The sequence below is a fragment of the Colwellia sp. KU-HH00111 genome (assembly GCF_040362745.1).
In the GTDB taxonomy this organism is placed as follows: Bacteria; Pseudomonadota; Gammaproteobacteria; order Enterobacterales; family Alteromonadaceae; genus Colwellia.
Genome location: NZ_BAABWO010000016.1, coordinates 1 through 16,607 on the forward strand (window position 1 = coordinate 1; position 16,607 = coordinate 16,607).

The following is a 16,607-nucleotide window of genomic DNA, read 5'->3' on the forward strand; positions in this document are numbered from 1 at the left end:
TAGCATTTTAGATTAATTGATAACTAATTTGCGCTAGAGTTTGTGTTAGCGGCATTGGAAGTACTCATTGACTAACGTCAACTCCGTGCTTCCGCTTTGCTAACCCGGCATCTAGCAACAAATTATTAAATCAATTGTCATTGAAAAGGTCGCTGTTGCGGCCTTTTTTTGTGTAAACATGAAAAAGTTTATACTCAAAAAGCGCAGTTTTCAGTAACAGTATAAAAATCGAAAGCTGAAACTTTAGTCGACAATCAAATACTGCTTGAGAAATACGTCTGGCTGAGTATAATAGCGCCTCACTTCTCGAGTATCTCTTAATTCCCTGTAAAACTAAGATTCACCCGATAAGTGTAACTGTTGCTTTGTCACTATCTTAAGAACAAATATTGGTTTGGCTTGTAATTAGCAGGTTAACCTATATTAATAAAGCAAGAGTGAGCGTTAGTAAACTGTAGGGGTGTAGTTCCAATTGGTAGAACAGCGGTCTCCAAAACCGATGGTTGGGAGTTCGAGTCTCTCCACCCCTGCCATTTATATTGAATATGCCCAGCGTGCATATTTGAACAGTTTCAAATAAGAAATAATTACGGAATAGACTTATGAATGCAAGTACAGAAGAACAACCAAGCAGTTCTTTAGACGGCTTAAAATGGGGCATTATTGTCTTGTTATTAGCGGCTGCTATTGGGGGTAACTACTATTATGGTCAAGAATCAGTTCTACTTCGCGCTATTGGTGTTGTAGTAGCTGTTGGTATCGCAGGCTTAGTTGCGATGCAAACACTAAAAGGCCGTACTGCTGTAGCATTCGCCAAAGAATCGCGAACAGAAGTTCGTAAAGTTGTTTGGCCCACTCGTCAAGAGGCAATTCAAACAACAGGTATAGTGCTAGTAGTAACACTATTAATGTCATTACTACTTTGGGGCTTAGACTCAGTGCTGTTTTGGTTAGTAGGATTAATTACGGGTATGAAGGTATTATAATGTCTGAAGATTTTATCGAAGATTCTGTTGATGGTAACGATGCAGAAGAAACAGCCGATAGTGCTGTTAATCAAAACCCAAAATTAAAATGGTATGTAGTACAAGCCTTTTCAGGTTATGAAGGCCGGGTACAAAAAACCTTACTTGAGCACATTGAAATACATGGTCTCCAAGAAAAGTTTGGTGAAATATTAGTACCCACTGAAGATGTCGTAGAAATGCGAGCTGGTCAGAAACGTAAAAGTTCACGTAAATTCTTTCCTGGCTATGTTCTAGTTCATATGGAGCTAGACGATGAATCTTGGCATTTAGTAAAAAGTGTGCCCCGTGTACTTGGTTTTATTGGTGGAACAAAAGAACGCCCTGCACCTATTACGCAAAGAGAAGCTGATCGTATTTTACAACGCTTAGTTGATACGGATAAACCTAAACCTAAAACATTGTTTGAACCAGGTGAAGTTATTCGCGTTATTGATGGCCCATTTGCTGACTTTAATGGTGTGGTTGAAGAGCTTGATTACGAGAAAAACCGAATCAAAGTGTCAGTGCTTATTTTTGGTCGTTCAACACCGGTAGATCTTGAGTTTGGTCAGGTAGAAAAAGGCAGCTAAGCCAAGGTTATCTCTGTTAAATAAAAAACCAAAGCAGCGCTTTGGTTTTTTTATGCGTTAATTTTACACCGTTAATTTTACACGATAATAAAAATTCCTTGAAAGCAGGTGGCAGATTAATATATAATCCGCTGCCGCGTTTTTTTAGCGCGGTCAATATTTACTTTTTTTGGCGACATATTGTTCAAAAATAAGTAGTTTAGCAAACAGGGAAGCAAAAAACTGTTGTTGCAGTAATTTGCGTTAATTACCCAAACTATAGGTATTTTATAATGGCTAAAAAAGTCCAAGCTTTAATCAAGCTACAAGTAGCTGCTGGTGCAGCTAACCCGTCACCACCAGTTGGTCCAGCTCTTGGTCAGCATGGTGTAAACATCATGGAATTCTGTAAAGCGTTTAACGCCAAAACAGATTCAATCGAAAAAGGCGCGCCGGTTCCAGTAGTTATTACTGTATACAGTGACCGTTCGTTTACTTTCGAAACAAAAACTCCACCTGCATCATTCTTATTGAAGAAAGCTGCTGGTGTGAAAAGCGGCTCTGGTCGTCCTAACACAGAAAAAGTGGGTACTGTTACAACAGCACAACTTGAAGAAATCGTTAAGACAAAAGAACCTGATTTAACTGCTGGTTCTATGGAAGCTGCAGTGCGTACCATTGCGGGTTCTGCTCGTTCAATGGGTTTAGTGGTAGAGGACTAATCAATGGCTAAATTAACAAAACGCGCTCGTCTTATCCGTGAAAAAGTAGACGTAACAAAAGAATATGATATCAATGAAGCAGTTTCTTTATTAAAAGAGTTTGCCACAGCAAAATTCCGCGAAAGTGTAGATGTTGCTATTAACCTTGGTATCGATGCTCGTAAATCTGATCAAAACGTACGTGGTGCTGCGGTATTACCAAACGGTACTGGTCGTGATGTTCGTGTTGCAGTATTTACACAAGGCGCTAATGCTGAAAAAGCAAAAGAAGCCGGTGCAGATGTTGTTGGCATGGAAGATTTAGCAGAACAAGTTAAATCTGGCGAAATGAACTTTGATGTTGTAATCGCTTCTCCTGACGCAATGCGTGTAGTTGGTCAACTAGGTCAAATCTTAGGCCCTCGTGGTTTAATGCCTAACCCTAAAGTTGGTACAGTAACACCTGACGTAGCAGGCGCGGTTAAAAACGCTAAATCTGGTCAAGTTCGCTATCGTAACGATAAAAACGGTATTATCCATACTACTATTGGTAAGGCTGATTTCGATGCTGAGCAATTACAACAGAACTTAGAGTTTTTGTTAGAAGCGCTTAAAAAAGCAAAACCAGCAAATGCTAAAGGTCAATATATTAAGAAAGTATCGCTTTCTACTACAATGGGTGCCGGTGTTGCCGTTAGCCAAGCAAGCTTATCTCAAGCTTAATTATTGATTCTTTACAGGGACGATATTATAGACTATAATTTCGTCCCTTAAATTTTGGTAGGAGTTAGTTAGTCTCTGTTTTATATAGAAAGTAACTAACCCCCGTCCAAGACCGTAGGTGCAAAACCCAGCAGAATGTGGCGTGTATGCGCATAGCATCTGTTATTTGCTTAATTTCCTACGTAGATGGTGATTACCCAGATATTTTTCCTTAAATTCTGGTCCTCGCCGTAATGGTCTAGTATGCAATTATGTATGCTAGGGATTGTAAATACCGGTGCGTGTATAATTAGATGCCCGGTGAACCAGGAGTTAAAGCCAATGGCTATCAATCTTGATGACAAAAAAGCAATAGTTGCTGAAGTTCAAGAAGCTGCTAGTGGCGCTCAATCAGCTGTAATCGCGGATGCCCGTGGTGTTACAGTTGAAGCAATTACTGCATTGCGTAAGCAAGCACGTGAAAACGGTGTATGGATGAAAGTTGTCCGTAATACCTTAGCACGTCGTGCAGTAGCAGGAACGGAATTTGAGTGTGTTAATGACACATTTAAAGGGCCGACTCTAATTGCATTTTCAAACGAACATCCAGGTGCAGCTGCACGTTTATTCACTGACTTCGCAAAAACAAACGAAGACTTTGAACTAAAAGCAGCAGCATTTGAAGGTAATGTTGTAGACGTAAATATGTTAGCTAAGCTACCAACTTACGACGAAGCAATTGCCCGTTTAATGAGCGCTATGAAAGAAGCATCTGCCGGCAAATTATGCCGTACGATTGCTGCAGTTCGCGATCAGAAAGAACAAGAAGCTGCTTAATAGTATTTCTATCTATAAGAAATCTATTTTGGCTAAAATTATTAATCCTAATAGTAGCCAGGCTTTTTGTAATTAATAGTTATTCAAACAGATCTTATGACTTCAAAACGAAGCAAAGACTGTTTCTTAAAAAACAGGAAAATTTAAAATGTCTCTATCTAAAGACGATATCCTAAACGCAATTGCTGAAATGTCAGTAATGGACGTAGTTGAACTTATTGAAGCAATGGAAGAAAAATTCGGCGTATCTGCTGCTGCTGCTGTTGCAGTTGCTGGTGGTGATGCTGGTGGTGCTGCTGAAGAGCAAACTGAATTTGACGTAGTACTTGCTAGCTTCGGCGATAAGAAAGTTGCTGTAATCAAAGCAGTTCGTGGCGCAACAGGCTTAGGTCTTAAAGAAGCTAAAGAGTTAGTTGAAGCTGCTCCTAAAGCGATCAAAGAAGGCGTAGAAAAAGCTGAAGCAGAAGAGCTTAAGAAAGCCCTTGAAGAAGCTGGTGCTTCTGTTGAGATCAAATAGTCTGTTATTAAACAGATTGTTTGCCTGAAAAGGCAATGGCTGGTGATTTAAACGTCACCGGCCTTTTTGCGCTTTTGATTGCTATAAAACAAACACTTTTTTTTTAAGCAAAAACAGTGCAGTATATTTATATAAGATAAAGCGTTAGATGATTGATTTAATCATCTAGTAATGTTTAGACGTAAACATTATCTAAATAACCTGTCTATGTGGGGCAACTCACTAGGCAGATTTGGCCATAACCAGCAAGCTGAGGAACCCCATGGCTTACTCATACTTTGAGAAAAAGCGAATTAGAAAGGACTTTGGTAAAAGTGCACAAGTAATGGAATATCCATTCTTATTGTCCATTCAACTCGATTCTTTCCGCAAGTTTATTGATATTGATCCCACAGGTGAAACCGGTCTAGAGGCTGCTTTCCGTTCTATTTTCCCAATTAAAGCTTATTCAGGTAGCTCAGAATTACAATTTGTAAGCTATCGTTTAGGTGAACCCTTATTTGACGTAAAAGAATGTCAAATACGTGGTGTAACTTATTCTGCACCACTGCGCGTGAAATTACGCTTAGTGGTTTACGATAAAGAAGCCGCAGCAGGTACTGTTAAAGATATCAAAGAACAAGAAGTGTACATGGGTGAAATCCCGTTGATGACAGATAACGGTACATTTGTAATTAATGGTACTGAGCGTGTTATCGTTTCACAATTACACCGTTCTCCTGGTGTATTCTTTGATCACGATAAAGGTAAAACGCACTCATCGGGTAAAGTATTGTATAACGCACGCGTTATTCCTTACCGTGGTTCATGGTTGGATTTTGAATTTGATCCAAAAGATAACTTATTTGTGCGTATTGACAGACGTCGTAAACTACCGGCATCGATTATCTTACGTGCATTAGAATACTCTACAGAAGAAATTCTAGACATTTTCTACGATACGACTAACTTCGAGATCAAAGGTGACAAATTAGTCATGGATCTTGTGCCTGATCGCCTTCGTGGTGAAACGGCTATTTTCGACATCTCTATTAAGAAAGGTGAAGTATTAGTTGAGTCTGGTCGTCGAATTACTGCTCGTCACATCCGTGCGTTAGAGAAGGCTAAAATTGATAAGCTTGATGTACCTGCTGAGTATATAGTTGGTAAAGTATTATCAAAAGCGTATATCGATAAATCGACGGGCGAAGTAGTTGCTGAAGCGAATACTGAGCTTACATTAGAATTATTAGCTGAATTAAGCCAAGCTGGCCATAAAGTACTATCTACTTTATATATGAACGAATTTGACGTTGGTTCATACATGTCAGATACCTTGCGTGTCGATAACTCAACTAATCGCTTAGAAGCATTGGTTGAAATTTACCGAATGATGCGCCCAGGCGAGCCACCAACAAAAGATGCGGCAGATACGTTATTTACTAACTTATTCTTCTCATCAGAGCGTTATGATTTATCGACTGTCGGTCGTATGAAGTTTAACCGACGTGTTGGTAATGCAGATGATATCGGCTCAGGTGTTTTATCAAATGATGATATTATAGCGGTCATGAAAACCTTAATCGCCATTCGTGACGGTAAAGGTGAAGTTGATGATATCGATCATTTAGGTAACCGTCGTATTCGTAGCGTAGGCGAAATGGCTGAAAACCAATTCCGTGTTGGTCTTGTTCGTGTAGAGCGTGCTGTACGTGAACGTTTAAGTCTAGGTGACTTAGATGCGATCATGCCTCAAGATTTAATTAACGCGAAACCAATTTCTGCAGCAGTGAAAGAGTTCTTTGGCTCATCACAGTTGTCACAGTTTATGGATCAAAACAACCCGCTTTCAGAAGTGACGCACAAACGTCGTATTTCTGCCTTAGGGCCGGGTGGTTTGACACGTGAACGTGCTGGTTTTGAAGTACGAGATGTTCATCCAACGCATTATGGTCGTGTTTGTCCAATCGAAACGCCAGAGGGGCCAAACATCGGTTTGATCAACTCGCTTTCTTGTTACGCACGGACAAACGATTATGGATTCTTAGAAACGCCATACCGTAAAGTTGTTGATGGTCAAGTAACAGATGATATTGATTACTTATCAGCCATCGAAGAAGGCAACTTTGTTATCGCTCAAGCTAATGCTGTGCGTGATGAAAGTGATAAATTAACTGAAGATTTAGTTAACTGTCGTTTCAAAAACGAGTTTACCTTAAAGTCAGCTGACGAAGTTCAGTATATGGATGTTTCACCACAACAAATTATTTCTGTTGCGGCGTCACTTATCCCATTCCTAGAACATGATGATGCTAACCGTGCCTTAATGGGCTCGAACATGCAACGTCAAGCAGTACCAACACTAATTGTTGATAAGCCATTAGTTGGTACCGGTATGGAAAAAACCGTTGCTGTAGATTCAGGTGTAACGGCAGTTGCAAAACGTGGTGGTGTTGTTAGTTATGTAGATGCTTCACGTATTGTTGTTAAAGTTAACGAAGACGAAATGCACGCTGGTGAAGCGGGTATTGACATCTATAACTTAACAAAATACACACGCTCTAACCAAAATACTTGTATCAATCAGCGACCAGTGTGTCGAATGAATGAGCCAGTAGTGCGTGGCGATGTATTAGCTGACGGTCCTTCAACGGATATGGGTGAATTGGCACTAGGTCAAAACATGCGTATTGCATTCATGCCTTGGAATGGTTACAACTTTGAAGATTCAATGTTGTTATCTGAGCGTGTAGCTATTGAAGACAGATTTACAACTATTCACATTCAAGAACTAACTTGTATCGCACGTGATACAAAACTGGGAAGTGAAGAAATTACTGCCGATATCCCCAATGTTGGTGAGTCTGCTTTAGGTAAGTTAGATGAAGCCGGTGTTGTCTACATTGGTGCTGAAGTTAATGGTGGTGATATCTTAGTGGGTAAAGTTACTCCTAAAGGTGAAACCCAATTAACACCAGAAGAAAAACTATTACGTGCTATTTTCGGTGAGAAAGCCGCTGATGTTAAGGATAGCTCGTTACGCGTACCTAACTCAGTAAAAGGCACTATCATTGATGTACAAATCTTCACTAGAGACGGTGTTGAAAAAGATGCGCGTGCTATAGAAATTGAAGAGTTGCAACTTAAAGAAGTTAAGAAAGATCTTGGCGATGAATTAAGCATTTTAGAAGATGGTGTTTTTGCACGTACTAAGAAATTACTATTATCAGCTGGTTTAAATGAAGCTGACTTAAATGGTATGTCTCGTGACAAATGGTTAGTTCAAAATTTAGCGGATGAAGATCAACAAGCTGAACTTGAACAAATTGCCGAGCAATACGACAATATTAAAGAAGATTTCGATAAGAAATATGAAGTTAAGCGTCGTAAAATAACTCAAGGCGATGATTTACAACCGGGCGTATTAAAAATAGTTAAAGTATACTTAGCGGTTAAACGTCGTATTCAGCCAGGTGATAAAATGGCTGGTCGTCATGGTAACAAGGGTGTTATTTCAAATGTAGTACCTGTTGAAGATATGCCATACGATGAGCACGGTGTGCCAGTCGATGTTGTATTGAACCCGCTTGGTGTACCTTCGCGTATGAACATCGGTCAGATCTTAGAAACTCACTTAGGTATGGCCGCACGCGGTATTGGTGAAAAGATCAACCGTATGCTTGAAGCACAACAAGAAATTCACAAACTGCGTAACTTCTTACAAGAAGTTTACAATGTTGGTGAATCTCGCCAAGAAGTAGATGTAGCAAGTTTCTCTGATGATGAAGTATTACGTTTAGCCGGTAATTTACGTGCTGGCTTACCGATTGCAACACCAGCATTTGATGGTGCAGCAGAGAAAGAAATTAAAGAGCTATTTACCCTAGCCGAAATGCCACAAAGCGGTCAGTTTACTTTAACTGATGGACGTACAGGACGTAAATTTGAACGTCCAGTAACAGTTGGATATATGTATATGTTAAAACTAAACCATTTAGTTGATGACAAAATGCATGCTCGTTCTACTGGTTCTTATAGTTTAGTGACACAGCAACCATTAGGTGGTAAAGCACAATTTGGTGGCCAGCGCTTCGGTGAGATGGAAGTTTGGGCACTAGAAGCTTATGGTGCAGCATATACCTTACAGGAAATGCTTACCGTTAAGTCTGATGATGTTACTGGTCGTACTAAGATGTATAAAAACTTGGTTGACGGTGATCATCGTATGGAGCCAGGCATTCCTGAATCCTTCAATGTATTACTTAAAGAGATTCGCTCTTTAGGTATTAATATTGAGTTAGACGAAGACTAGCACCTAGAGTCTAGCCTCCCTTTGGGGGCTAGCAATGCTGAAAATTCAGTACATGGAGAGCGCTAATGATTAGTTGCTCTCAAATGTTTAACTCCGACAGGAGAAGAGTGTGAAAGATTTACTTAAGTTTCTTAAGCAACAAAATCAAACCGAAGACTTCGATGGTATTCGCATCGGCCTAGCTTCACCCGACTTAGTTCGTTCTTGGTCATTTGGTGAAGTTAAAAAGCCAGAAACCATCAACTACCGTACCTTTAAGCCAGAGCGTGATGGATTATTCTGTGCGCGTATTTTTGGTCCTGTAAAAGATTACGAATGTCTTTGTGGTAAATACAAACGATTAAAGCATCGTGGTGTTATCTGTGAAAAATGTGGCGTTGAAGTCACGTTGACTAAAGTGCGTCGTGACCGTATGGGTCATATCGAACTTGCAAGTCCAGTTGCCCATATTTGGTTTTTAAAATCATTACCGTCACGTATTGGTTTATTACTTGATATGACATTACGTGATATTGAGCGCGTGCTTTACTTTGAATCTTACGTTGTTACCGAACCAGGTATGACAACCTTAGAGAAAAGCCAAATTCTAACCGAAGAAGAATATCTTGATGCACTAGAAGAGCACGGCGATGAATTCGATGCCCTAATGGGTGCAGAAGCCGTGTTAGCGTTACTGCAACAAATCGATTTAGACGGTGAAGTTGCACAAATGCGTGAAGAGCTTCCTGAAATCGGTAGTGAAACTAAACGTAAGAAAATCACTAAGCGTTTAAAATTAATGGAAGCATTCGCTGCTTCAGGCAACAAGCCTGAGTGGATGATTATGAACGTGCTACCAATTTTACCGCCAGATTTACGTCCGTTAGTACCACTAGATGGTGGTCGTTTTGCGACATCTGATCTTAACGACTTATATCGTCGAGTAATTAACCGTAACAACCGTTTAAAACGTCTTCTTGACCTAGTTGCTCCAGATATTATCGTACGTAACGAAAAACGTATGTTACAAGAATCTGTTGATGCATTATTAGATAATGGTCGTCGTGGTCGTGCTATTACCGGTTCTAACAAGCGTCCTCTTAAATCTCTTGCCGATATGATCAAGGGTAAGCAAGGTCGTTTCCGTCAGAACTTACTCGGTAAACGTGTTGATTATTCAGGTCGTTCTGTAATTACCGTAGGACCAACATTGAAACTTCATCAATGTGGTTTACCAAAGAAAATGGCACTCGAATTATTCAAGCCATTTATTTACGGTGTATTAGAGCGTCGTGGTCTTGCAACTACAATTAAAGCCGCTAAGAAATTAGTAGAACGCGAAGGCGCGGAAGTTTGGGATGTACTTGATGAAGTAATCCGCGAACATCCGGTAATGCTTAACCGTGCACCTACACTTCATAGATTAGGTATTCAGGCGTTTGAACCAGTGCTAATTGAAGGTAAAGCAATTCATCTTCATCCATTAGTTTGTGCGGCATACAATGCCGATTTTGATGGTGACCAAATGGCGGTACACGTACCGTTGACAATCGAAGCACAAATGGAAGCACGTACGTTGATGATGTCAACTAACAACGTATTAGCACCAGCAAACGGTGAGCCAATTATTGTACCATCACAGGATGTTGTATTAGGTCTTTATTACCTTACGCGTGATTGTGTGAATGGTTTAGGTGAAGGCATGGTGTTTGTTGACACCAAAGAAGCAGAAAAGGCATACCGTACTGGTGTTGCTGAGCTTCATGCCCGTGTTAAAATTCGTATCACTGAGCATGTTAAAAATGCAGACGGTGAATTCGAAGAAAGCACAAGCTTGCGTGATACTACAGTTGGTCGTGCTATTTTATGGCAGGTTTGCCCTAAAGGTTTACCTTATGAAATCATTGATCAGCCTTTAGCTAAAAAAGCGATTTCTAAATTGATCAACCATGCATACCGTAACTTAGGTTTAAAAGAAACGGTAATCTTCGCTGACCAAATTATGTACACAGGCTTCCATTACGCAATGGTAGCAGGTGCATCGGTCGGTATTGACGATATGGTTATCCCTGATGCTAAGTACACCATCATTGAAGATTCAGAAGCTGAAGTGGCTGAAATTCAGGCCCAATTTGACCAAGGTCTTGTAACAGCTGGTGAGAAATACAACAAAGTTATTGATATTTGGTCGTCTGCCAACGAAAAAGTATCAAAAGCGATGATGGACAACTTATCGAAAGAGCAGATTAAAAACCGTGAAGGTGAGATGGAAGAGCAAGACTCATTTAACTCAATCTTTATGATGGCTGACTCGGGTGCTCGTGGTAGTGCCGCTCAGATTCGTCAATTAGCAGGTATGCGTGGCTTGATGGCAAAACCTGATGGTTCAATCATCGAGACCCCAATCAAAGCTAACTTCCGTGAAGGTTTGAATGTATCTGAATACTTCATCTCAACTCATGGTGCGCGTAAAGGTTTGGCCGATACGGCATTGAAAACAGCTAACTCGGGTTATTTAACACGTCGTTTGGTTGATGTTGCCCAAGATTTAGTGGTAACAGAGCATGACTGTGGCACTAATGACGGTCTATTAATGACGCCATTAATTGAAGGTGGTGATGTTGTTGAGCCGTTACGTGAACGTGTGCTAGGTCGTGTTGTTTGTGATGACGTATTAATTCCAGGGACAGAAGAAGTTTTACTTCCACGTAATACATTAATTGATGAAACATTATGTGATGTGATTGAAGCAAACTCGGTCGATCAAATTAAAGTTCGTTCAATTATTACGTGTGAAACTGACTTTGGTATATGTGCACACTGTTATGGTCGTGACTTGGCTCGTGGTCATATGATCAACCAAGGTGAAGCCATCGGTGTTGTTGCTGCTCAATCAATCGGTGAACCGGGTACACAGTTAACCATGCGTACGTTCCATATCGGTGGTGCTGCATCTCGTGCTTCTGCAGAGAATAGTGTTCAAGTTAACAACTCAGGTACACTGAAATTACAAAATGCTAAATTTGTAACTAACTCAGAGAAAAACCTTGTTATTACTTCACGTTCATCAGAACTAACTGTTATTGATGATATGGGCCGAGTAACAGAAAACTACAAAGTGCCATATGGTGCGGTACTATCGAAAAATGATGGTCAAGCAGTAACGGCTGGCGATACTATTGCCAACTGGGACCCGCATACGCATCCAATTATTACTGAAGTAAAAGGTAAAGCGCAATTTGTTGATTTAGTTGATGGTGTAACTATGGTTCGCCAAACAGATGAATTGACCGGTTTATCAAGCATTGTTATTACTGAAGCTGCTCAACGTAGCGCTAGCGGTAAAGAAATGCGTCCTGCGTTGAAATTAGTTGATGCCAAAGGCAAAGATGTAATGATCGCCGGTACTGATATTCCAGCACTTTACTATCTACCAGGTAATGCGATTGTTAACTTAGAAGATGGCGCTGATGTTAATATCGGTGATGCGTTAGCCCGTATACCACAAGAGAGTTCGAAAACTCGTGATATTACCGGTGGTCTTCCGCGCGTTGCTGACTTATTCGAAGCGCGTAAGCCTAAACTACCTGCGATCCTTGCTGAGAAAACTGGTGTTATTGGCTTCGGTAAAGAAACCAAAGGTAAAGTACGCTTGTTAATTACCCAGCCTAGCGGTGAAGTATATGAAGAGATGATCCCTAAAACACGCCAATTAAACGTGTTTGAAGGTGAACAAGTGGCTAAAGGTGAAGTAATCGCTGATGGTCCTGAATCTCCGCATGATATTCTTCGTTTACGTGGTGTAGCGCCAGTGGCAAACTATATTGTTAATGAAGTACAAGAAGTTTACCGTTTACAAGGTGTTAAGATTAACGATAAGCATATTGAAGTTATCGTACGTCAGATGATCCGTAAATGTGAAATTCTTGATGCAGGTGATAGTGAATTCCTTAAAGGTGAACAAGTTGAAGTGGCGCGTGTAAATATCGCCAACCGTGAACTTGAAGAGCAAGGTAAGCAACCAGCTGAGTATGAGATGCAAATGATGGGTATTACTAAAGCATCATTAGCAACAGAATCATTTATTTCAGCTGCATCTTTCCAAGAAACAACGCGTGTGCTAACAGAAGCTGCCGTTGCTGGTAAGAAAGATGGTTTACGTGGATTGAAAGAAAACGTGATTGTTGGTCGCCTAATTCCTGCTGGTACAGGTTATGCCTATCACCAGGAACGTGCTAAAGCAAAAGCGGCATTTGATGCACATGAAGATACCCCGGTATCTGCTGATGATGCAGAACAAGCATTAGCTGACGCACTAAATGCTGATCTAGACTAATTCTTTAGTTAAGATTCAGTTATGCTTCACAAGGATAAGTGAGCACCAAAAATAGCTAAACCGCACCCGGCAACGGATGCGGTTTTTTTGTCTCTTAAACTAATCACTTGACAGCGAAGCCATTGACCTATAGAATTTCGCGACCTTATATTCTGTGCCTAGTAGACACTTGAGTATGAGGCAAGATTTTACACGTTTATAAGAGGGTAATTTGGCAAACTTAGTCACTAAAAATTACCCAATGTTTAACTAATCAGGAGCTATAATGGCAACTATTAACCAACTAGTACGTAAACCACGTGTTAGACAGGTAACTAAAAGTAACGTTCCAGCGTTACAAGCCTGCCCACAACGTCGTGGCGTATGTACTCGTGTGTATACAACTACACCGAAAAAACCTAACTCAGCTTTACGTAAAGTTGCTCGTGTTCGTTTAACTAACGGCTACGAAGTGACTTCATACATTGGTGGTGAAGGTCATAACTTACAAGAGCATAGCGTGATTTTAATCCGTGGTGGTCGTGTTAAAGATTTACCAGGTGTACGTTATCACACCGTTCGTGGCGCACTAGATTGTTCTGGTGTAAGCGACAGAAGACAAGGCCGTTCTAAGTACGGTGCTAAACGACCTAAATCTTAAGTTTCCCTTTCCAGCTTATTGTATAAATAGGTAAGAATAGAAACGTTAAGTAAGGCCAAATAACATATTACATTTTGGGTTTATCCTGAATACAACGGAGAATTAAGATGCCAAGAAGACGCGTCGTTGGGCAACGTAAAATATTGCCAGATCCTAAGTTCCATAATGAACTTTTAGCAAAATTCATCAACATATTAATGGTTGATGGTAAAAAATCTACTGCAGAAAAAATCGTATACGGTGCATTAGACATTTTAACTGAAAAAAACACTGAAAAAACACACTTAGAGTTGTTTGAAGAAGCGTTAGATAACATCCGCCCACAAGTGGAAGTTAAATCTCGTCGTGTTGGTGGTTCTACTTACCAAGTACCAGTTGAAGTTCGTCCTGTGCGTCGTAATGCACTAGCCATGCGTTGGTTAGTTGAAGCAGCTCGTAAACGTGGTGAAAAATCAATGGCTCAGCGCCTAGCTAACGAAATGTTAGATGCGTCTGACAGCAAAGGTTCAGCGGTTAAGAAACGTGAAGACGTTCACCGTATGGCTGAAGCTAACAAAGCATTTGCTCATTACCGTTGGTAATTTCCACGGTTTGTTTGAATGTATAGCCTGCTTTAGGGCATATACCTTAAAGTAAGCACATGGCTAGCAAGAGTTTCTTTTGCTAGCCATACTTTTTTATAAAGCATGGGCGTTCATCGTCTATCAAGCTCTATTAATTAAGGTTTTATCATCGATAAAGGTTTAATTAATAAAGCTTATAAAGGGTCGAAACAAACGTTTCACCTAAACGTTTTAATAACAAATATTGTTTTAAGGGGAATTGAAATTGGCCCGAGTCACACCTATAGAGCGCTACCGTAATATTGGTATTTGTGCGCATGTAGATGCAGGTAAAACCACCACCACAGAACGTGTATTATTCTATACTGGGCTTTCTCACAAGATCGGTGAAGTGCATGATGGTGCTGCAACCATGGACTGGATGGAGCAAGAGCAAGAACGAGGTATTACTATTACTTCGGCAGCCACTACGTGTTTTTGGAAAGGGATGCAAGGCCAGTTTGACGATCATCGCATCAATATTATTGATACCCCAGGTCATGTTGATTTCACTATTGAAGTAGAGCGTTCTTTACGTGTACTTGATGGTGCAGTATTAGTCTTATGTGGCTCTTCAGGCGTACAACCGCAAACTGAAACTGTTTGGCGACAAATGGAAAAATATGCTGTGCCACGCATGGTGTTTGTCAATAAAATGGATAGAACCGGTGCTAATTTTTTATCTGTAGTTCAACAGATGAAAGATAGGCTTGGAGCCAATGCAGTACCTATGCATTTAGCCATAGGCGCAGAGGATGAATTTGAAGGGGTTGTTGACCTTATTAAAATGAAAGCTATTAACTGGTCTGAAGCTGACCAAGGTATGACTTTCACCTACGAAGACATTCCAGCTGACTTGCAAGACTTAGCAGATGAGTGGCGTGAAAACTTGGTGTCTGAAGCGGCAGAAGCTAATGATGAACTCATGGATAAATACCTAGAAGAAGGTGATTTATCCGAAGATGAAATAAAAGTTGGCTTGCGGGCGCGCACGTTAGCTAATGAAATTATTTTATGTAGCTGTGGTAGTGCCTTCAAAAATAAAGGCGTACAAGCTGTACTTGATGCAGTTATCGAATATTTACCGTCGCCAACGGAAGTTGCCGCAATTACCGGTATTAATGACGACAAAGAAGAAACTGAAGGCACACGTCCTGCAGATGACAATGCGCCCTTTGCGGCCTTAGCTTTTAAAATAGCCACCGACCCATTTGTTGGTACATTAACTTTCTTCCGTGTATATTCCGGTGTTGTAAAAACAGGCGACAGCGTCTATAACCCAGTAAAGGGTAAAAAAGAACGTTTTGGTCGTATTGTACAAATGCATGCCAACGATAGGCAAGAAATCAAAGAAGTTCGTGCCGGTGATATTGCCGCAGCAATTGGTTTGAAAGAAGTGACTACCGGTGATACCTTATGTGATGCAAATAAGGTCATAACTTTAGAGCGTATGGAGTTTCCTGAACCGGTAATATCGGTTGCAGTTGAACCTAAAACTCTTGCAGCACAAGAGAAAATGGGCATAGCCTTAGGCAAACTAGCAGCGGAAGACCCATCATTTAGAGTTGCTACAGATGATGAAACCGGTCAAACCATTATTTCTGGTATGGGCGAGCTACACTTAGATATTCTTGTTGAACGTATGAAACGAGAATTCAGCGTTGAGTGTAATGTGGGTAATCCACAAGTGTCTTACCGTGAAACTATTAGAAAATCGGTTGAAGTGGAAGGCAAGTTTGTTCGTCAGTCAGGTGGTAAAGGTCAATACGGTCACGTTTGGTTAAGAATGGAACCACTTGAAGAAGGCTCAGGTTTTGAGTTTGTTAATGAAGTTGTTGGTGGCTCAGTACCTAAAGAATTTATTCCTGCAGTAGAAAAAGGCTGTAAAGAGCAAATGGACAGCGGTGTTATCGCTGGTTTTCCATTATTAGACGTTAAAGTAACACTATTTGATGGCTCTTTTCATGATGTCGACTCTAACGAGATGGCATTTAAAGTCGCTGCCTCTATTGGCTTTAGACAAGGTGTGCTTGATGCAAACCCAGTTTTACTTGAGCCAATGATGAAGGTAGAAGTCACAACTCCAGAAGCCAATATGGGGGATGTAGTTGGGGACTTAAACCGTCGTCGCGGTATGATTGACGGAATGGACGAAGGTCCTGCAGGATTGAAGATTGTAAATGCATTGGTACCGCTAGCCGAAATGTTTGGTTATGCTACCGACTTGCGAAGTGCTACACAAGGCCGTGCATCTTACTCTATGGAGTTTCAGCAGTATAATGAAGCGCCGAAATTGGTAGCACAAAAAATAATGGAAACTCGTTAGGGTTTTTATTAAGTTAAAATAATTGATTTTACATTTGGCAAAGTCATTTTGACTGCGCCTTTTAATTTATTTAGTTCACTAAACTTAAAGGTAATTGAAC

Annotated in this window: 11 protein-coding genes and 1 tRNA gene; all 12 read left to right on the top strand. The window is 40.5% G+C overall.

From position 1 onward, the window contains the following. The first annotated feature begins 456 nt into the window (after positions 1-456). The 12 genes from ABXG98_RS18780 (at position 457) to fusA (ending at position 16,507) form a co-directional block, all read left to right on the top strand. Positions 457-533, top strand: a tRNA-Trp gene (locus tag ABXG98_RS18780). A gap of 69 nt (positions 534-602) precedes the next feature. Further along, positions 603-986 (top strand): preprotein translocase subunit SecE, encoded by a 384-nt coding sequence (gene secE / locus ABXG98_RS18785; protein ID WP_353540247.1) that lies wholly within the window; start codon positions 603-605, stop codon positions 984-986. Further along, positions 986-1,597, top strand: a complete 612-nt coding sequence (nusG, locus tag ABXG98_RS18790; RefSeq protein WP_353540248.1) for a transcription termination/antitermination protein NusG — start codon at positions 986-988, stop codon at positions 1,595-1,597. Before secE ends, nusG begins: the two co-directional genes overlap by 1 nt. Positions 1,598-1,869: 272 nt before the next feature. Continuing rightward, positions 1,870-2,298: a 50S ribosomal protein L11 gene (gene rplK / locus ABXG98_RS18795; RefSeq protein ID WP_353540249.1), complete on the top strand. Its 429-nt coding sequence runs from the start codon at positions 1,870-1,872 to the stop codon at positions 2,296-2,298. 3 nt (positions 2,299-2,301) lie between these two features. Next, a complete protein-coding gene (gene rplA / locus ABXG98_RS18800) occupies positions 2,302-3,000 on the top strand; it encodes a 50S ribosomal protein L1 (RefSeq protein WP_353540250.1) in 699 nt (232 codons plus the stop codon). Positions 3,001-3,321: 321 nt separating this feature from the next. After that, positions 3,322-3,816, top strand: coding sequence for a 50S ribosomal protein L10 (gene rplJ / locus ABXG98_RS18805; protein WP_353540251.1), 495 nt, complete (start codon positions 3,322-3,324; stop codon positions 3,814-3,816). Between the two features lie 148 nt (positions 3,817-3,964). Continuing rightward, the gene (gene rplL / locus ABXG98_RS18810; RefSeq protein WP_353540252.1) at positions 3,965-4,333 is read left to right on the top strand and encodes a 50S ribosomal protein L7/L12; all 369 of its coding nucleotides are present in this window, start codon (positions 3,965-3,967) and stop codon (positions 4,331-4,333) included. A 262-nt stretch (positions 4,334-4,595) separates the two neighbouring features. Continuing rightward, positions 4,596-8,624 (top strand): DNA-directed RNA polymerase subunit beta, encoded by a 4,029-nt coding sequence (gene rpoB, locus ABXG98_RS18815; protein WP_353540253.1) that lies wholly within the window; start codon positions 4,596-4,598, stop codon positions 8,622-8,624. A gap of 109 nt (positions 8,625-8,733) precedes the next feature. Next, the gene (gene rpoC / locus ABXG98_RS18820; protein ID WP_353540254.1) at positions 8,734-12,939 is read left to right on the top strand and encodes a DNA-directed RNA polymerase subunit beta'; all 4,206 of its coding nucleotides are present in this window, start codon (positions 8,734-8,736) and stop codon (positions 12,937-12,939) included. 265 nt (positions 12,940-13,204) lie between these two features. Beyond that, positions 13,205-13,579 (top strand): 30S ribosomal protein S12, encoded by a 375-nt coding sequence (rpsL, locus tag ABXG98_RS18825; protein ID WP_353540255.1) that lies wholly within the window; start codon positions 13,205-13,207, stop codon positions 13,577-13,579. A gap of 107 nt (positions 13,580-13,686) precedes the next feature. Further along, positions 13,687-14,160 (top strand): 30S ribosomal protein S7, encoded by a 474-nt coding sequence (gene rpsG, locus ABXG98_RS18830; protein WP_353540256.1) that lies wholly within the window; start codon positions 13,687-13,689, stop codon positions 14,158-14,160. A 247-nt stretch (positions 14,161-14,407) separates the two neighbouring features. Then, positions 14,408-16,507: an elongation factor G gene (gene fusA, locus ABXG98_RS18835; protein ID WP_353540257.1), complete on the top strand. Its 2,100-nt coding sequence runs from the start codon at positions 14,408-14,410 to the stop codon at positions 16,505-16,507. The last annotated feature ends 100 nt before the right edge of the window (positions 16,508-16,607 follow it).